The sequence below is a fragment of the Romboutsia sp. 1001713B170131_170501_G6 genome, from assembly GCF_015668195.1.
Classification (GTDB): domain Bacteria; phylum Bacillota; class Clostridia; order Peptostreptococcales; family Peptostreptococcaceae; genus Romboutsia_C.
In genome coordinates this window covers 141749-161549 of the sequence record NZ_JADPFC010000002.1, presented here as the reverse complement: position 1 = coordinate 161549, position 19801 = coordinate 141749, and the positions used below count along the sequence as shown (strand labels likewise).

Below are 19801 nucleotides of genomic sequence, written 5' to 3'. Positions count from 1 at the left end.
ATTAATAAAACAAAACTAGTCAAGGTGATGAATATGAAAGCTGAAATAATAACAGTAGGAACAGAAATACTTCTTGGTGATATAGTAAACACTAATTCTCAATATTTAGCAAAGGAATTAGCAAGCATAGGAGTAGATGTATATCATCAAAGTAGTGTAGGAGACAATGAAGAAAGACTTTTAAAATCATTTGAAGAAAGTTTAAGTAGAAGTGATATTGTTATAACTACAGGAGGACTAGGTCCAACTAGTGACGATATAACTAAAGAAGTGGCTTGTAAATATTTTAATCAAACACCAATACTTCATAAGCAATCACTTCAAAATATAGAAAAATATTTTAAAAAGATGAATAAAGAAATAAGTGATAGTAATAAAAAACAAGCTTATTTCCCAGAAAATGCTATAGTACTAGAAAATAAAAATGGTACAGCACCAGGTGCAATACTTAAAAATAATAATAAAACTATAATAATACTTCCAGGACCACCAAAGGAAATGAAACCTATGTTTGAGGAGTTTGTTAAGCCTTATTTACAAGATAAAACTAAGAGTGTATTAATATCAAAAAAATTAAAAATACTTGGTATGGGAGAATCTTTTGTAGAAAAAAAACTAATAGATATTATAAAAGAACAAAATAATCCAACCATAGCTCCATATGTAAAAGAGGGAGAAGTTAGTCTTAGAATAACAGCAAAAGCTAAAACTAAAAATGAAGCAATTAGCTTAATAGAACCCATTGTAGACAAAATAAAAGAAAGGCTTGGAAATTGTATATATGCAGTAGGAGATATAAATTTAGAAGATGTTATAGCTAATATGTTAATAGATAAAAATATGACCATATCAGTAGCAGAATCTTGTACTGGTGGTATGGTAAGTTCAACTCTTATAAATTATCCAGGAATATCTAAAGTTTTCGTTGAAGGATGTGTTACATATTCAAATGAAGCTAAGATAGAAAGATTAGGTGTTAAAAAAGAAACTTTAGATAAATATGGAGCAGTAAGTGAAGAGACAGCAAAAGAGATGGCTTATGGCATAGCAAGTAAATTTAATACTAATATCGGAATATCAACAACAGGTATTGCAGGTCCTGATGGAGGAAGTGAAAAAAAACCGGTAGGACTTGTATATATGGGTATATATATAAATGGTAAAACATATGCTATAGGTCAAATTTTTAATGGTGATAGACAAATGATAAGGTTAAGGACTACTAAAACTATACTCAATGAATTAAGACTAAAATTATTAGAGTTATCTTAGGAGGACATATGATAAAGTATATATTTTGTGATTTAGATGGAACTTTATATAATGGACATATAGATGATAGAGATATTTATGAAATAAATAAAGTTCAAGAAGAAGGGATAGTATTTAACATAGCAACAGGTAGAATATTTCCACATGCATTAAATATTATAGATAATCAGATTGAAATAAAAGGTTACTATATATGCGAAAATGGATCTTATATTTATAATAAAGATAAAGAATTAGTATTTAAAGGTACCATAGATGATGAGATAGTTAGAAAAGTTATATCTAGATTTGAGTCAAATGATGCAAAATTATATTTTAAATATAATCAAACCGTAATATTATGCGAAGAATGTAATGTATTTAGCAAATATACTAATAATTATATCCTTGATAAAGAATTTATCCATAGGAAAAGTTTTGATAATTTAATCGGAAATATAGGTGTAGTATCAGACAATATAGAGGAACTAAGCAAAATAGAAATAGACTTAAAAGCAGAGTTTAATGAGATATTAGATATATATTTTTCATCAGAAAACACATTAAATATTACTCCTAAAAATGTATCTAAGAGAAAGGGCATAGAGTATATATGTAAATCTTTAGGAATAAAAGAAGATGAAATAGCTACTATAGGTGATTCTCCTAATGATATAAATATGTTAAGTGGAGTAAAATATAGCTTTGCAATGAAAAATGCTAGAGATAGTGTAAAAGAACATGCAAACTATATTGTAGATAGTGTAGCTGAAGCTATAAAAATAGTAAATGACATAAATTGTAAATAAAAAGGAGGACTACATAATGAAAAAAGTATTAGTTATGTTAGCAGATGGATTTGAAGAAATCGAGGCAATATCAGTGGTAGATGTATTAAGAAGAGCAAATGTTGTATGTGATATGTGTTCAATAAAAAAAGAATACGTAAAAGGAACTCATAATATAGTTTTAAAATCAGATTGTAGTATAGATGATATAAATGTTAGTGAATATGATGCTATAGTGCTTCCAGGAGGTCTACCAGGTGCTACAAACTTAAAGGACGAAAGAGTTAAAAACTTTGTAAAAGAATTAAATGAATCAGGTAAAATAGTAGCAGCAATATGTGCAGCACCAGAAACATTGGAAGAATTTGAAGTCTTAAAAAACAGAAAATGTACATCTTATCCAGGATTTATAAAGGATAAATCTAGTGTATCTTATGTAGAAGAAATAGTAGTAAGAGACGAAAATATAATAACTAGTAGAGGACCAGCAACAGCTATTGAATTTTCTTTAGAATTACTTAAAGCATTAGGATATGAAGAAAAAGCGAAAGAAATAAGAGAGGAAATGTTAGTTAACTTTTATAATAAAAAAGCTTAATAAAAATATTTTAAAAGGGATAGGTAAACTTGCGTAAAGTAAGTTTACCTATCCCTTTTTTAGTAAATAAATATCTACAATTTTATTTATTATTAAACTTAATACCTTGATAAGAGTCACGTCTTTTAAGTTCTGCATCTATATCATTTAGCACTTCCCATTTTTTCAAACTCCATAAAGGACCGACAAGTTCATCTCTTTTACCGTCACCTGTTAATCTATGAACTATCATAGTATCAGGAAGTATTTCTAGTTGGTCACATACAAGTTTTATATATTCATCTTTATCCATTAGATTAAGCATGCCATTTTGAAGCATTTTTTCCATAGGCGTATCTTTTATTACATGAAGAAGGTGTATTTTTATACCATCAACACCCATATTTGCAACTGCTTTAGCAGTTTCCATCATCATATCATAATCTTCTCCAGGAAGTCCATTTATTATATGAACGACAACTTTTATATTTCTAGCTTTTAACTTTTCAACACCTTTTATAAATTCTTCATAATCATGACCTCTATTTATAAGTTTAGATGTTTTATCATGAATAGTTTGAAGCCCTAACTCAACCCAAAGGTTAGTCCTTTGATTTAATTCATCTAAATAATCAACAACATCATCAGGAAGACAATCAGGTCTTGTAGATATAGAAAGACCTATGACATCATCAAGTTCTAATATTGTTTCATATTTTTCCTTTAAAACTTCCAAAGGAGCATAAGTATTAGTATATGCTTGGAAGTATCCTATATATTTAGCTGATGGCCATTTTTTATGCATCATTTCTTTTATATCATTAAATTGCTTTATAAGATTATCCTTTGGATTTCCAGCGAAATCTCCAGAACCTTCTTTACTACAATAAGTACACCCACCATAAGAAACTTTACCATCTATATTAGGACAAGTAAAACCTGCATTTATTGAAACTTTGAAAACTTTCTCACCAAATGTATTTCTAAGATAATAATTCCATGTATGGTATCTTTTGTTATCAAAAGCATATTTAAACTTCGTCAAATTTATCACCTTTTTCAATCAATATAATTTATATCTATTTATATTACCATAAATAAAGTATATGTACAAACTATAATAACTAGTCTAAAAATAAGAATTACAATACTGTTACATAAAATTTAGAATACAAATAACATCTCTTTAATAATATTTATTAACAAAGTATTAAGGGGGCAAAAATGAGTAGTGATAAAGAAGAAAAATCATATAAAGAAATAATAAAAGAATACTTAAACACTATAAAAAGCAAAATAAATGGTATAACTAAAAAACAATGTATAATAACCATAGTTTTTTTTGTTATATCATTATGTGTGTGGATAAATATAGTTGTAGCTAAGTATGACAAAAGAGTTTACCCAGGAGTTAGTATATACCAAGAAGACATATCTGGCATGACTAATAATGAACTAAGAGAAAAGTTAGAGGTATTAAAAAAAGAAATAAATGAAAAAGAGGTGAAAATAAAAATAAAAAAAAATACATATGTACTTAGTATGAATGACATTATATTAAATTATAATATAGATAAATTATATGAAGATATAGTTAATGAAAATAAAGATAAAAATATATTAGAAAAATTCATAACTATAATAAAAAATAAAGAAAAAAATTATAAATTTAACATAGATATAAATGAAGATAAGATAGTAAGGTGTGGATATATTATAGATAAAGAAAATTCTATAAAGCCATTAGAACCTAAAGTAATTATAGATAATGAAGTTGTAAAATTAAAAGAAGGTAAAACTGGCAAAAGGTTAGATTTAAGTAGACTTATTAAAAATATTTTATATAGCGTTAATAACAAAAACATATACAGAGAGGATATTGTTATAAATTGTAAAGAAATAAATGAACAACCTACAATAAAAATAGATAGTTTAAAAAATATTAATCATAAGATATCATCATACTCAACTTCATATGCATCAGGTGGAGGAAGAGGAGATAATATAGAAGTTGCAGCAAAAAAAATAGATGATTTATTATTAATGCCAGGAGAAGAGTTTTCATATGAAAAAGCTTTAGGACCAATAGATAGAGAACATGGATATAAAAATGCACCTGTAATAATAAATGGAGATTTGAAAGATGGAATTGGTGGTGGTGTATGTCAAGTTTCATCAACGTTATATAATACTCAATTAAAGTCTGGAATACTACCTACAGAGAGAAGAAATCATTCAAAGCCAGTTAATTATGTACCAAGAGGATTAGATGCTACATTAGCTACAGGGAGCATAGATTATAAGTTTAAAAATACTTTAGAATATCCAATAGTTATAAATACTAAAACAAGTAATAACTTATTAACTATAGAATTTTGGTCAAATGAAAAATCTTTAGATGGAATAGAATATGAAGCTGTAGGATATTCTAGTGGAAAAGTAGCTAATACGTATTTGTATGGGTATAATGAGAAAGGAAAAAAAGTATATGAAAAACATATAGATACTAGTGTATATAGATAAAAAGAGGAGAAATTCTCCTCTTTTTAATTATAAAATTTAATCAACTTTACTTATAATAACAGTAAATTTTTATATTATGTCAATATTTTTTAATTTATTACCTACTGATAATATACTAAAACCTATAAGTACCAATATTAATGATAATATAGAAACTATAAATCTAGATAAGAAAAATGGTGAAAATATTAAAACAAATCCAAATATAACTTTAATTAAGTTAAAAGCACCAAATCTATAGTATGGGTTATTTTTATTTCTAATTAAGTTTATTATTTGTGAATATATTATATATATTCCAAATATTGAGGATATAAAAATTTGAATTTTAGTAGGAAATACTATTAGTAATATGGCAGAAATTAAAAGTATATATTGTATACCAATAAAAGGTGCTATTTCCTCTTTAGGCGCATATCTTCTAAGTTCATTTATATTTTTTAAATTTAAGTATGCAAAAAATAAAAGTAATAAAGAAAAAGCAAAAGAAAGTAGTTTAATTCCGATTCCTTTATTTATAAAAGATAAAACACCAAAGCTTATAAGTAGTACTCCTATAATCATAAACTTAGTCGAGTTTTCTTTTTTATACATGTTACTAAAGTTTATATTAAACATTTGAAACATAGCTTGTCACCTCTAATATTATTTTATATAAATTTAAAGTAATTATAACAAAAAATAGATATTTATTAAATAGTGAAAAATAAATTGTAAGTAAGCATTAATAGACAAGCTATATCATAGATTAAATAGAGAACATTTAAAGGAGGGATATAGTGAGCAATTTAGGGGCAATTTTATTTGCTATATTAGCAGGAGTTTCTACAGCAATAGAAGCATTTGTAAATGGAGAACTTGGGAAAAATACAACTGCATTAATAGCTACATTTATAAGCTTAGTAGTAGGAGCACTATTTTTTTTGATAAGTATATTATTGGCTGGAGATTTTAAGGATTTGGCTAATATAAATAGTATAAATCCTAAATTATTAATTGGTGGTATACTTGGTGGGTTAATTATATATTTTACAGTAAAATCAGTTCCAAGTTTGGGTGTATCTAATACATTAACACTTATAGTAATATCTCAGATGCTAATAGGTTTTTTTATAGATGCTACTCTTTTAAAAGAGAGTATACATCTTTATAAATATATAGGAGCGATACTTCTTGTTATTGGTACTTTTTTTATATTAAGTTAATTTAAATATAAATTTTAAAATGAAAACTTAATTAAGACTAATAAAACTATAAGTATATAAAATTATATACTTATAGTTTTATTAGTTTATAGATAAAATTATTATTTAAAAAAATAATTTAGTATATATCTATTATTCTTTTTCCCAAGCTATAATAATAAAATCTTTTTTAGTTATATTTCTTAATTCTTCTTCTATCTTTTTTATTGCTTTTTCTTCATCCTTAGATACATTTGCTATTTTATAATTTGTATTGAGAGATTGATTATTCATAAATACCTCCATAGAAATTTATTCAATTATAGTATCTGCAAATAAAAAGGATATATTTTAATGACTTATTTACATCTTTGGATAAATTTTATATATGTTATTTACTTAATCCAAATAGGTGATGTTACAGATGTTTTTTTATTGTCTTGTATAATTTTTACATAATAAAAACTATTTTTATTAGACTTCATTGAAAATTCTAATCTAGCTATATTAGAATCAAAATTTTTACTTTTTACTATTTTACCTTTATTACTTATAACTTGTATCTCTTTTATCTTATCATTTTTATCATTATCAATAGCGCTTATATAAAAGTTTAGTCTTGAACATTTAGTTATTTTACTTCCCATAGGAAGATTATTTATTGTGTAATCTATTTTTAAATTTTTATCTTCAGATGCATATACTCTCATATTTTTTAAAGCGTCGTATAAAGAATCCTTAGTAAGTTCGCTACATAATACTACTGTTCTAAATTCATTTGCTATACCAAAATTAACTCTATGGTTATCTTGGTTGCATGTAGGAGCGACATGCCAGCCTTTATCTAATGCTAACTGATACATATCATAAGACTCTATATTTTTACTGATATCAGAATTATATCCATTTCTTACTTCTAGTAATGAGATAATAGCATCTCCTTTAGGTGAATACTCAAAATTATTGAAATCTCCAAATTTCTTACCAGGATGGTTAAATTGACCTATTAAATTTTCTTGGTTATATATAAAATTATAAAAATTATCTAAATTCATCATATCACCATGTTTTTCAGTTATAAATCCTTTAGAATTAAATATGTTAATATGTCCTATAGGATTATCTATATTATAAGGGTAGGTCATTTCAAAGCCATATAGACCTAAAAATTTTTTTTCACATGTAAATTTATCACTAACTTTTACAAGTTCAGACCATTCACTGCTTTTAGAAGCATTGTTTATATCGCACTTTGAGTTATTATCTAGCATATTAGAATGCTCCGTTATGAAGAAAAAATCTAAATTAGATTTGTCGCGAGCTAAATAATAAGCATCACTATAACTACCATGACCATCACTTGCGCTAGTATGAGAATGTAAAAGTCCTCTATAATGCTTATAAACAGGTGTACCAACTGTAAAATACCACTCAATATTAGAAGTATTTTTATTTGGGGATAAATCTTTTATTTCAAGACTTACTACTTGGTTTCCTCTTTTAAATTTTTTATCTGGTATATAAGTTATACTAGAATCTGAAATAGTGGCTTTATTAGTTACATCTTCATAATTAACGAGTAATTTAATTGAAGATTTATCTATTTTACTTTCATCAAAGTATTTAATTTTTATAGTAGGCTTTGACACTATATATTCAGAACACTTACCAGGAGATATAGATTTTATAGTAGGAGGAGTATTATCAAAAGAACTAACATGTATAGAATCATTATTTGAATAATTAACATGTAATATATTACTATTAAAGCCAAAAACAGAAAATGTAAAAGATATAAATAAAATTAAAATTGTTAATAGAAGGTTTAATCTCATAAATAATCAGTTCCTTTACCTTATATTGTGTTATTTATCATATGTATTTTTTATATATACATACATGAAAATATAGGTAGTATTAATATAATTTATTAATATCAAATACTATAGGAGGATAGTATGAGAATAGAGGCAATGGAAGTTAATACAAATAAAAAAGATATACTAAAATATATATTAAAAAAGATGCCTTTAATGAGCAGAGTTTTACAATTTAATATATTAATAAAAGATATACATTTAGAATATGTAGAAATTAAAGTTCTTAACTATGAAATAATAAGTAAAGAAAGAAGTATTGGCATATTTAGAAACAAAATAAGTACATATAAAATAACTATGTTAGTTAATACCTATAATGGATACTCAGAGTCTGTTAATATTATACCAAGTACAATAAGTAAGTATGTAGATAAGAGTTATATAAAAAGATCAAAAATATCGGAAGAGTATATGGTTGAAAATGTTAAATGTGAGATAATGGGATTTTTAAAAAACAAAAAAAGTAAACTTGAAATAGGAAAAGTTAATCTTCAAGACATTAATATAAAAGAAGTTAAGAGTATTTATAAACCTTATTGGGTAGCAAATTTTAGGGGTAAAAATATATTAATAGATGCTTAAGATAAAGGATACAGAGATATCTGTATCCTTATAAACTATTTATTTTTAACTAGAGTATCAAGTGTTTCTAACTTATAGCCTTCTTCTTTCCAGTGAGTTATAACCTCATCTAATATTTGAGTATTAGTAGTAGAGTTTGGATGAAGTAAGACTATAGCACCAGGATGAGTTCTTGAGTAGATTTTTTCCTTTGCATATTCAGGAGTAGGTTGATTATCATTATACCAATCTACATAAGCAAAGCTCCAAAATATAGAACTATACCCTAAGTCTTGTGTATATTTTAATGATTGTTCACTAAATTTTCCCATAGGTGGTCTGAAAAACTTAGGCATATCTTTACCAGTAACATCTTTATAAGCATCCTCTACACTTGCTATTTCATATTTGAATTTTTCAAAATCTGTTATTTTAGCCATTGAAGGATGATTTTTAGAATGATTACAAACTAAATGACCTTCCTTTTCCATTCTTTTTATAAGCTCTGGGTTATTTCTTATATAGCTTTCTACAACGAAAAAGTGGGCTTTTACATTATGCTTTTTCAACGTGTTTAGTATACTTTCAGTTGTTCCGTTTTCATACCCTGCATCAAATGTTAAGTATATTACTTTCTTATCTTTATCACCTACATAATAAGAATTATACTTTTTAAAGAAATTAGCTTCTTTAATAGGTTCAGGTTGCTTTCCATCATTTCTTGGATTGAAGTACCAGTTATACTCTGTATTTATAGGATTTAATATTTGAGTTTTAGATTTATTTACTATATTAAAATTCGTAGTAAATATTAATGTAAATATAAGTAAGAAAAATCCTATTAGTAGATAGTTTGTTGTATTTTTTTTATTCATAAAGTCACCTCTAGTAGTGTAGTAAATTTATATATAGTTTTAATAATTAAGTTAAAAATATACTAATAAAAGTAAATGTAAATTATATTTTTACTTTTTGGATAAACTTATCATATAATTATGTATACAAGACAATGAAATAAATATGTTTAATTAAAGGCATATTTGATGGAAGGTAAATGAAATGGAGAAATTTATACATAAATTAACGAGTAAGTTATATAGTGTTTTAGATAATATAACTTATTTAAATGTAGAGGTTAGCAAAAATTCAAATAAAATAAAGCTAACAGGAGTGAAGTTTTTTAATAATAAAGTATACACTTTTGAAGAAACAATAAATTATGATAATAAAGATTATAAGGTAAATAATTTAAATGATTTTATAGGAGACAGCTATATAGCAATGTTTGATTTATCATCTAAAAAAAAGTTTATAGAAGGGTATATAAACGAAAAGATATTAGATGTAAAAGAGTTAGTGCATGTAATTAAACCTTATTATAGTGATTATAATATTAAGGATTTAAACGATATATTAACAAATGATAAATATATAAGTGATTTAATAAGTATCGTAAATATTGTAAACAATATAATAATAAGTATAAAAAAAGAAGACAAATTAACATTAGAGCCTTTAACATTTAAAATAAATTCTTACCTAAATAAATTTTCACTACCTAATTGGGAGTGGAGTGAATTAATAGATAGTGTAGATGATATTAAAGAATTAGAAAGTTTAGAAAAAAAAGCAGAAGAAAAATTAAAAGATAATAAAAAAGAAAAACTAGTAATAAGAAAACTAAATGAAAATGAAAGACATTATGAAGAATTATTAAAAGACGAAAGTATATGGGCTAAAAAAGAAGGGTTTATATATGAATACAGGCAAGGTCAGTATGAATTAACTAAAACTATAAGAGAAACTATAAGTAGTGCTACCACTTATAAAATAGCATGTATAGAGGCTCCAACAGGAATAGGTAAAAGTGTAGGATATTTAATCCCAGCTATATTAGAAGCAAGGTTAAACAAAAAGAGAATGATAATATCTACAGACACTAAAGAGCTTCAAATACAATTGATAAATAAAGATATACCTAACGTATTAAACTCATTAGGTCTTATGGGAAAGATAAAGTATGGATACATAAAAGGAAAAAACAACTATATATGTGTAGAAAAGTTAGAACAGTATAAACATGAATATACATCTAAAAAACCAACTAAAAAAGAAATATTAGGGATATTACTACTAGAACAAATAGTTAAGGAAGGAAAGCATGGTGATATAGAGGAGATAAGTCCTTCTATATTAAATGAATTTAAGGAAATAAGTGATCATATAAGGTATGTTAGTTGTGATCCAAATTTATGTAGACCTAAAAAGTGTAATAAAGAATGTCTATATAAAAATAGGGTAGAAGAATTAAAAGAAGAAGATATAACTGTCATAAATCACTCTTTATTAGCAAAGTGGCCTTATAAAGAAGAGAAACCACTAGAAAATATTATAGTTGATGAGGGTCACAATTTAGCTGAAAAGGGATATGATTTTTTCTCAAGTACTATAGAATACAAAGCACTAAAATATTTTTTAAGAGAAATATATCCATATGAATATATAGGAAATAGCCCTTTTATATATGAAAAATATAAAACATCTAGAAAGATAAAGTATTTTGATAAGTTTTATCATCATGTTCACTTTGGAAGAGATATAAAAGAAAAAATAAGTAGGAATATAAATTTAATTTTAGAAGAACTTAATTCTGTTCTAAGATTTGGTATAGAATCAGATTATAATTGTTTAAGTAAATATAACTTGAGGTGGGAATTTAATCTACAGCAAAGTGAAGTATTAGGAAAGATAAAAAAAGAAGATGGATATATAGAATTAACATATTTAAATTATAGTAATAAGATTAGAGACAGTTTTGACAAAATACTAAGAAATTTAATATCTATATTAGTTATAATTGATAGAAATATAGATGACGATAGTATAGATAAGGAATCTGATATATATAAATTTGGTAAAGTAAGAATAAAAGAACTAGAAGATATAAAAACTACATTTGAACTATTTATGGAATTTACTGAAGAAGATGATTTTGCAAGAATTATTGAAATAGATAAAAATTATACTAACTTTGAAGCTAAAGTTGTTCCTTTAAAGTTAGCCAAATTGTTTGAAGAAAACATATTAAATCAAGTAGAAAGTGGTATATTTATATCTGCTACTTTGAGTGTAGAAAACAATATGAATTATTTTAAAAATACCCTAGGAATAAATAGAGTTGAAAATATCGAAAAAGTGATAGAACCTTTATATAATTATAAAAACAAAGTATTGACATTAGGGTTAAGCGATTTATCAAATTATAATAATAAAAACTTTACAACAGACATATCAAATACTATATACAAAATATGTGAGGTAACACATGGACACTTATTATCATTATTTAACAGCACAGATAGATTGGATAAAACATACGAAGGTCTAATTCACATATTAAATGGAAAAAACATAAACATATACAAAAACAAAAAAGGAATTAGAAATTTAAAGAATATGAATCAAAATTGTGTGGTATTAGGATCGAAAGGATGCTTTGAAGGTGTAGATGTTCCAGGGGATGGACTTGTGTGTGTAACATTAGATAAAATTCCAAATCTAAATCCAAAGGATCCTTTATACTCAACTATTATGAAAAAATATAGCTTGACCTATCAATCTATAAACTACCCTCAGATGGCTATAAAGGTAAAACAAGCTATGGGTAGAATCTTAAGAAGTAAATATGATTACGGATGTTTTATAATATTTGACATAGGAACTAATGAGCATACTTTAAAAAAATTAGAGAGAGATCTTCATGGTTGTAAAATAAATATAGTTAGTAAAAATAATATACAAAACTATACTAATAATCATTTAAACATATGTAGAAAGCAGGTTATGAGAGAGGTATTAGTAGATGTTAGGAACTTATTAACAATTACAGATATAGACGATATAAAAGATATAGAACAATTTGTAGTTGATCAAATGAACCAAAGGTATATAAAGTGCAGAGTTACTTCAAATGGGTATGATAAATTAAACATAAGATACTTTAATCATAGATACACTATACCAAAAGAAAAAATTAAATTAAAATCTAAAGCATAAGATTATAAAAAGACTTTATCTATATTTTAATTACTGAATAAGATTAGATATTTAAGAAAAAATAAATCTTATAAATGTAATTAAAAGAAAGGATGTAAATATGAGTTATATATTACTTATAATAGGTTTTTTAATTCTTATAAAAGGAGCTGACATATTTGTAGCTGGCTCATCATCAATAGCAAAAACATTAAAAGTCCCAACGCTTATAATTGGGCTTACAATAGTTGCTTTTGGTACTAGTGCACCAGAGGCTGCAGTAAGTATAACAGCAGCATTTAAAGGAAATAATGATATGGCTATAGCCAATGTAGTAGGTTCTAATATATTCAATTTTTTAGGAGTTTTAGGTGTAGTAGCAATAATAAATCCTATAAAAGTACAAAAGAGTACTATAATTAAAGAATTTCCATTTGCAGTACTAGCAACTATAGTACTGTCTATATTATCTCATGATATAAAGTTTCAAGGGTATACTCAAAATGCTTTAACAAGAGCAGATGGACTAATGCTACTAACTTTATTTGGCATATTTATGTATTATTTAGTAGAGATGGCCATAACATCTAAAGAAGAAATGGAAATAGATCAAGCTGATGAAAATATACCAATGAGTAAAAGTATATTAATGAGTATACTTGGTATAATTGGGATAATAGTGGGTGGTCAGTTTGTTGTAGATAGCGCAAGTAATATAGCTTTAACTTGGGGTATGAGTGAAAATCTAGTAGGTCTAACTATAGTATCTATAGGAACATCGCTTCCAGAGTTTGTAACAAGTATAGTTGCAGCTAGAAAAGGAGAAAGCGATATAGCTATAGGAAATGTAGTAGGTTCAAATTTGTTTAATATATTATTTGTTTTAGGTATCTCCTCATTTATAAGCAACATACAAGTTCATAGTATAGTGTTTGTTGATATGATGATTATGATAATAATAACAATATTAACTTATATATTTGCAGCAACTAAGCAACGAATAAATAAGAAAGAAGGTACATTATTAGTTGTAATGTATATATTATATATGACATTTGTAATAATAAGAAAATAAAAAGAGTCTTTAAAGACTCTTTTTTTAAGCTATTCCATTTTCAAATTCTTCTATTAAATCTTCATCAGAAAGTTTTTCTATTGTTAATCCTGTTAATCCATAGAATAATGATATTAAAGGACAAATTAAGTTAAAGAATGCAAATGGTAAAAATACGAAAGATCCAATTCCAAGTGTTGCTGACATATATGCTCCACAAGTATTCCAAGGAATAAGTGGAGAAGTTATAGTAGCACTATCTTCTAATGCACGAGAAAGATTCTTAGGAGATAAACCTTGTCTTATAAATGCATCTTTATACATACTTCCTGGTATAACTATAGCTAAATATTGGTCAGCAACTGCTAAGTTAGTACCGATACAAGTAAATATTGTAGCAGCTATAAGTCCAAAAGTACCTTTTGCAAATTTTAGTATAGACTCTGCTATAACTTGTAACATACCAGTTTTTTCTAATACCCCACCTACAGTTAAAGCACAAAGTATTAATGATACTGTCCCTAACATACTGTCAAGTCCACCTCTAGTAAGAAGATCATCAACAAACTTCATTCCAGTAGATGAAACATAGCCAGACTTAGCAACTACAAGTATATCAGCGACAGAGGCACCTTGAAATACTACAGCACAAACGCCACCTAATATAACACCACCTATAAGTGCTGGTATTGTAGGAACTTTAAATATAACCATTGCTATAACTGCAACAGGAACTAAAAGTAAAAATGGAGATAATGTATTGTAATTACTCAATAAAGCACTTTGTATTTGGTTTATTTGAGATATATCCATTTGTGAACCAGAATATTTCATTCCTATTATACCGTATAATACAAGTGATATTAAAAGAGCAGGACCAGCTGTATATACCATATGTTTTATGTGATCAAATAAAGTAGAACCAGCCATAGCAGGAGCTAAGTTTGTTGTATCAGATAAAGGAGACATCTTATCCCCAAAATAAGCTCCAGATATTATGGCACCTGCAACTATTTTACCAGGTATACCTAAGGCACTACCAATTCCCAAAAGAGCTATACCTACAGTACCAGCTGTTGTCCAAGATGAACCAGTAGAAATAGATACTATAGCACAGATTAAAGTAGTTGCCACTAAGAATATTCCAGGTGATAATATTTTAAGACCCCAATATATCATAGCAGGAACTATACCACCAGCTATCCAAGTACCTATTATCATACCAACTACTAAAAGTATAAGTATTGATTGCATTGTCGTATTTATAGTAGATAGTATACCTTCTTCTAATTCTTTCCAAGTAAAACCTAATCTAAAAACTGCAATACCACTTGCAAAAGTAGCTCCTATTATAAGTGGTATATGAGCAGATATTTCATATTTTCTTAAAAATACTAAACATGTCACCAAAACTGCAACTAAAACAGAAACACATAGAAGTGCATCAAACAAAGTTGCTTGTTTTTTAATTCTTTTTGTCATAAAAGTCCTCCTAAAATTTATACCGAATATAACATTAAGGAGAAAAGAGATAATAAAAAAAGCCTAGGTGTAAAGATATTATCCTAGACTTAAGCATTTAACCGTATAATTAAAAATACGCCTAATCTAAAGATAGCACTCCACATATAAATGTGACAGTGTTATACATATTTTGCATAACCCCAATATATAAGTTTAAAGCTTCCCTTATATATTTCGGCATAGTTACCTTTTATTTTGCTTCTTCGTGCTTACCTCCACAAAACTACTATTTAACAATGCGACCTCTACCAATAGTTATATTCGATTTATTTGATAATAAAGATTATACCATAAATTCAAAAAAAATAAAGTATGAAATATTTAGGAATGCAAAAATTAAGGAAATTTTCATAAGAATATGTAAAATAATAAATCTTTTAAAAGTATTAATTTTAATATAGAATAGTTATTAAATGTATAATTTAAGAAGAAAATAAATTTTATATAAATAGTTATATTAAAGGAAGTGATGAATTTGGCTAAAGTTAAGTTTTATGCAGTAAGAAAAGGAAGAAACAATGGAATATACAATACATGGAATGATTGTAAGGAACAAATAAATGGTTTTTCAGGTGCTGAGTATAAAAGCTTTACTACAATAGAGGAAGCAAAAGTATATATAGATGGTGAAAGTGGTGTAAAAATACAAGAGGGAAAAGAAATTGTAAAAGCTTATGTTGATGGTAGTTATGAACATTCAATAAGAGAATATGGTTCAGGGGTAGTTATAATAAAAAATGAAGAAGTTGTAAAAACTTATAGTAAAAAAGGAAATGATAAAGATTTAGTTGGAATGAGAAATGTTGCAGGGGAAATCGAGGCTGCAAAAATTGCAATGAATTATTGCATAGACAATAACATAAATAATTTAATTTTATATTTTGATTATGAGGGAATAGAAAAATGGTGTATAGGCTCATGGAAAACTAATAAAGAAGGAACTATTAAATATAAGAAATTTTATGATGATATAAAAGATAAGTTAAATGTTGAGTTTGTAAAAGTAAAAGCACATAGTGGTAATAAATATAACGATGAAGCTGATAAATTAGCAAAAAAAGCTATAGGAATATAAAAGTCTTGCAAAATATTTTGCAAGACTTTATTTTTAACTTAATCCAAACTCCTCTAATTCATCTAAAACAAAAGAAGGTCTATTTATACCGTCGTACATAGCTTTTGCCAAAATATTTGCCTGGTCGTATGTCGATGTCCAAGAAAAAATGCCGCCAAGACAATTATCTAGTACGTATAGAGCTTTTATATAAATAGAAAGAGTATCCTCATAAGACATTGAGAACTCTCCATCTTTTACTAGATAAGGTACCTTAGCATCTCTATCAAACATTACTGTATTCCCATTTTTATTTATATAATCTCTTCTAAGTTGATCATATGATCTTGTAATTGTAGCTCCAAGCCTACCATAAAAAGGAACACCGAGTAGTATTTTTTCACGAGGCATACCGGCATTTATTAAATTTTGTACCATAGAATCTACACTATATCCTCTTAAAGATAAATCAGAAGGATATAAATTAGCATGATGTTTCTTAGCATTTTCACCTGTTTCTCCAGCTGTAAAATCATAACTCATTAGATTAAAATAGTTTATTAAAGGAGCTATTTTAGATATTTCAGCACTTCTATTTATATAACCAATATCTCCAGTACCAGCAACACTTAACCACTTATTATCTCCTATAACATCCCTTAGAGCAGTTAGTAAAAGTGTAAAGTTTTCTTTATCTTCAGGTCTAGATTTTATACCCGCACCACTACTTCCTGGATATTCCCAGTCAATATCAATACCATCTAAATTATATTGTTTTATGAGCTTATTTGCTTCTCTAGCAAAGGCATATCTAGATGCAGGCGTTAAAGCAGCATCAGAAAAACCTTCAACTCCCCATCCGCCAATGGCAGCAATAACTTTTAAGGTAGGCTTAACATTTTTAAGACGTAGAAGTTGATTTAAATAATTAGGAGTAGGAACTCGTAGTGTTCCATTTTCATTTATTTCTACGAATGCATAGATTACAGCATCAAGTAAATTAGGATCTACGTTTCCAGGATTACCAAATACATACGACATAACTATTGGACTAACATCAGGACAACTTATAGCAGGCTGTTTATCTGGGTCTGTTATTTCGGGTCTTTGGCACTTTTTAGTATTTTTAGGTTTTATAAATAAATCTTTATTATGTTTTGCATTAATAGTTGGTCTATCTTTATCTGGCATAAAGCAGAGGTACCAATCCATGTATGCATATTCTTTTTCACAGTTTTTTATTTTGCTTTTTAACTCTTTATAAGTTTTAGGAGATGGTGCTATGACTGGCATACCAGGAAACCAGTTAGCAGGAGTTACTACTTTATCTTTATCACTAGTTTGAAGTGCTTCTATAATTCTTAAAATCTCAGGAATATTTCTACCAGTTGTGAGAGGATAGTAAAGTATAGTTCTAAGTACTTGTTTATCATCTATTATAAAAACAGATCTCACTGTAGAAGTATTACTCATTTGTTCTGAAATCATACCATATAGCTTAGCTACATATTTATCATTATCATCTATAACGGGAAACGGAATATCAATACCTGTCATAGTAAATATATTATACATCCAAGCTAGATGAGACGCATTACTATCAACGCTTAGACCTATTAATTCTGTGTTTCTTTTTTTAAATTCATTATGGTATTTAGCAAAGCATAGAAATTCTGTAGTACATACTGGAGTAAAATCTCCAGGATGGGAAAATAAAACTACCCATTTACCATTATAATCAGATAATTTTATAGGCCCAAATGTTGTATTAGCCTTAAAATCAGGAGCTTTTGATCCTAAACTTGGAAGGCATGGCATACATATCACCCCTTAATTAATAAAATATAACCTAATTATATTTTATTAATTAAGGGGTGATATTGTTACGAAGAAAATATAGTTGTAAATACTTTTAGAAAAATAACTAATAATAATTGATATTTATGTATATATTTGATATATTTAAAGATAGATAAATGTAAAGATTTGTTATTATACGGGGTGAGAATGTTGAAATCTATCCTAAGAAAGATAGAAAGTATATTTAAAGTTTTAGTTCTATCATCTATTGTATCTTTTGTTATAACATTTGGACTTATAATACTAAATGCTATCATGGGAGTGTTTATAGGATTAGAATATTACTTTATGTTATTTGTAGGATTAACTTTATGTTTAACAGTTATGTTAGTAGTTGTAGACTACAATAGAATATTTAAAAATAAAAAACATATACAAAAGACTAAAGTTATAAAGAATAAAAATATTAAAAGAGGAAATACAAGAGAAGTTGTTAAAGCAAAAAGAAAAATATCTTAATATTAAAATGATTTAAAAAGGCACAATAAAATAAACTATGGTGTCTTTTTTGCTTATTAATTATTATATCTATTTATAAATTATGCATAATATATTGAAGTAATAGCGACATATTAAAAAATAATGATTCCCCTTTATAAAGTAGCCAAAAAAGAACTTTTGAGTAACGGATGAAGTTGCTTAAATGAAGTGAATTTTTTATTTAAGAAAATAAAATTTTAGTTATAAATATATAAAACCTATAATAAAAGATAATTAAGAACAATTATAGGAGAGGTTGCTTATGGAATACAACATATTTTCAGAAATGGTAACTGGTTATAAAAATATATTAAAAAAATCGAAATCTCAAGATTATTTAGATTTCGATTTTTTTGATAAAGGAATAGTTTTTGCTGTGTCTGATGGTCATAGTAGTGATTTTTTCAAATATAGTGATAGAGGGGCTAAAATAGCTTGTAATATTGCAATAGCTATGCTTAAAGATTTGGCATATTTAGACTTAAAAGAGTTAATTAATATGCTAGAAGAAAAAAAGATACAAATGGAAATTCAATCAAAATGGATGGATTTAGTTAAGGCAGATTTTGAAAAATTTCATCCATTAGTTTTTAAAACAGAATATATAAAATATTCTACAACATTAATAGCTGTGTTGGTAACTAATAGATTTAGACTATATCTAAAAATAGGAGATGGAAATATTATAATAAAAGATAATACTGGGTTTAAAGAAATACTAGAAACTAGAAAAGGCGATACAGTTGATTCTTTAGGAAGAGTAGATTCATATAAAAACATTATGTATTATGTAGATGATGAAAATAATAAATTCAAAGAAAATATTATTATATTTACAGATGGATATGAACAATCTTTTGTAAATAAAAATGAATTATATAAAAGCCTTGAAGATACAATATATATGTACAATAAGAGTGTATTTTCTAGAGAAATTCTAAAAAGAACTTACAAACAGCAACTAAGTAAGTTAAGCAAGCAAAAAAGTCAGGATGATATAAGTATTGTGTTTTTAATATAAATAAATAAA

The 19801-nt window shown here is 26.2% G+C and carries 18 protein-coding genes and 1 riboswitch; of the genes, 11 read left to right on the top strand and 7 right to left on the bottom strand.

All coding sequences use genetic code 11. The annotated features are described in order from the left end of the window. The first annotated feature begins 33 nt into the window (after positions 1–33). From I4U89_RS06485 to I4U89_RS06475, 3 genes are read left to right on the top strand one after another with little or no spacing between them, the layout of a single operon-like run. Entirely contained in the window at positions 34–1272 is a 1239-nt protein-coding gene (locus tag I4U89_RS06485) for a competence/damage-inducible protein A (RefSeq protein WP_195939565.1), read from the top strand. An 8-nt stretch (positions 1273–1280) separates the two neighbouring features. Further along, complete coding sequence (locus I4U89_RS06480) at positions 1281–2060, top strand: HAD family hydrolase (protein ID WP_195939563.1); 780 nt, start codon at positions 1281–1283, stop codon at positions 2058–2060. 16 nt (positions 2061–2076) lie between these two features. After that, positions 2077–2637 (top strand): DJ-1 family glyoxalase III, encoded by a 561-nt coding sequence (locus I4U89_RS06475; RefSeq protein WP_195939561.1) that lies wholly within the window; start codon positions 2077–2079, stop codon positions 2635–2637. Between the two features lie 82 nt (positions 2638–2719). On the opposite strand, the gene I4U89_RS06470 is transcribed toward I4U89_RS06475, so the two are convergent. Beyond that, positions 2720–3661, bottom strand: coding sequence for a TIGR01212 family radical SAM protein (locus tag I4U89_RS06470; RefSeq protein WP_195939559.1), 942 nt, complete (start codon positions 3659–3661; stop codon positions 2720–2722). Positions 3662–3840: 179 nt separating this feature from the next. On the opposite strand from I4U89_RS06470, the gene I4U89_RS06465 reads away from it, so the two are divergent. After that, a complete protein-coding gene (locus I4U89_RS06465) occupies positions 3841–5139 on the top strand; it encodes a VanW family protein (protein WP_195939557.1) in 1299 nt (432 codons plus the stop codon). 69 nt (positions 5140–5208) lie between these two features. Here the strand turns inward: I4U89_RS06465 and I4U89_RS06460 are convergent, their stop codons facing one another. Further along, positions 5209–5766, bottom strand: a complete 558-nt coding sequence (locus I4U89_RS06460; protein ID WP_195939556.1) for a DUF308 domain-containing protein — start codon at positions 5764–5766, stop codon at positions 5209–5211. 152 nt (positions 5767–5918) lie between these two features. Here I4U89_RS06460 and I4U89_RS06455 point away from each other — a divergent pair, with 152 nt between their 5' ends. After that, positions 5919–6344, top strand: a complete 426-nt coding sequence (locus I4U89_RS06455; protein ID WP_195939554.1) for a DMT family transporter — start codon at positions 5919–5921, stop codon at positions 6342–6344. A 132-nt stretch (positions 6345–6476) separates the two neighbouring features. On the opposite strand, the gene I4U89_RS06450 is transcribed toward I4U89_RS06455, so the two are convergent. Both I4U89_RS06450 and I4U89_RS06445 read right to left on the bottom strand, forming a co-directional pair. Continuing rightward, a complete protein-coding gene (locus I4U89_RS06450) occupies positions 6477–6617 on the bottom strand; it encodes a hypothetical protein (RefSeq protein ID WP_195939552.1) in 141 nt (46 codons plus the stop codon). 101 nt (positions 6618–6718) lie between these two features. Then, on the bottom strand, positions 6719–8158 hold the full coding sequence (locus I4U89_RS06445) for a CehA/McbA family metallohydrolase (RefSeq protein WP_195939550.1): 1440 nt from the start codon (positions 8156–8158) through the stop codon (positions 6719–6721). 123 nt (positions 8159–8281) lie between these two features. On the opposite strand from I4U89_RS06445, the gene I4U89_RS06440 reads away from it, so the two are divergent. Continuing rightward, positions 8282–8785 carry a hypothetical protein gene (locus tag I4U89_RS06440; RefSeq protein ID WP_195939548.1) on the top strand — a complete coding sequence of 168 codons (504 nt, stop codon included), beginning with the start codon at positions 8282–8284 and terminating at the stop codon, positions 8783–8785. A 35-nt stretch (positions 8786–8820) separates the two neighbouring features. Here I4U89_RS06440 and pdaA read toward each other — a convergent pair whose 3' ends face one another. Then, entirely contained in the window at positions 8821–9639 is an 819-nt protein-coding gene (gene pdaA, locus I4U89_RS06435) for a delta-lactam-biosynthetic de-N-acetylase (protein ID WP_195939546.1), read from the bottom strand. Between the two features lie 184 nt (positions 9640–9823). On the opposite strand from pdaA, the gene I4U89_RS06430 reads away from it, so the two are divergent. Next, the gene (locus I4U89_RS06430; RefSeq protein WP_195939544.1) at positions 9824–12820 is read left to right on the top strand and encodes an ATP-dependent DNA helicase; all 2997 of its coding nucleotides are present in this window, start codon (positions 9824–9826) and stop codon (positions 12818–12820) included. Between the two features lie 100 nt (positions 12821–12920). Further along, on the top strand, positions 12921–13874 hold the full coding sequence (locus tag I4U89_RS06425; protein WP_195939542.1) for a calcium/sodium antiporter: 954 nt from the start codon (positions 12921–12923) through the stop codon (positions 13872–13874). A 24-nt stretch (positions 13875–13898) separates the two neighbouring features. Here I4U89_RS06425 and nhaC read toward each other — a convergent pair whose 3' ends face one another. Beyond that, entirely contained in the window at positions 13899–15335 is a 1437-nt protein-coding gene (gene nhaC, locus I4U89_RS06420; RefSeq protein WP_195939540.1) for a Na+/H+ antiporter NhaC, read from the bottom strand. A 125-nt stretch (positions 15336–15460) separates the two neighbouring features. Next, positions 15461–15633, bottom strand: a riboswitch (Lysine riboswitch). Between the two features lie 219 nt (positions 15634–15852). On the opposite strand from nhaC, the gene I4U89_RS06415 reads away from it, so the two are divergent. Then, on the top strand, positions 15853–16452 hold the full coding sequence (locus tag I4U89_RS06415) for a ribonuclease H family protein (protein ID WP_195939538.1): 600 nt from the start codon (positions 15853–15855) through the stop codon (positions 16450–16452). A gap of 33 nt (positions 16453–16485) precedes the next feature. Here the strand turns inward: I4U89_RS06415 and I4U89_RS06410 are convergent, their stop codons facing one another. Next, positions 16486–18249 (bottom strand): peroxiredoxin, encoded by a 1764-nt coding sequence (locus I4U89_RS06410; RefSeq protein WP_195939536.1) that lies wholly within the window; start codon positions 18247–18249, stop codon positions 16486–16488. Positions 18250–18438: 189 nt separating this feature from the next. On the opposite strand from I4U89_RS06410, the gene I4U89_RS06405 reads away from it, so the two are divergent. Together I4U89_RS06405 and I4U89_RS06400 are read left to right on the top strand one after the other, a co-directional pair. Beyond that, on the top strand, positions 18439–18750 hold the full coding sequence (locus I4U89_RS06405) for a hypothetical protein (protein WP_195939534.1): 312 nt from the start codon (positions 18439–18441) through the stop codon (positions 18748–18750). Positions 18751–19033: 283 nt separating this feature from the next. Then, complete coding sequence (locus I4U89_RS06400; RefSeq protein WP_195939532.1) at positions 19034–19792, top strand: protein phosphatase 2C domain-containing protein; 759 nt, start codon at positions 19034–19036, stop codon at positions 19790–19792. Positions 19793–19801 lie beyond the last annotated feature (9 nt).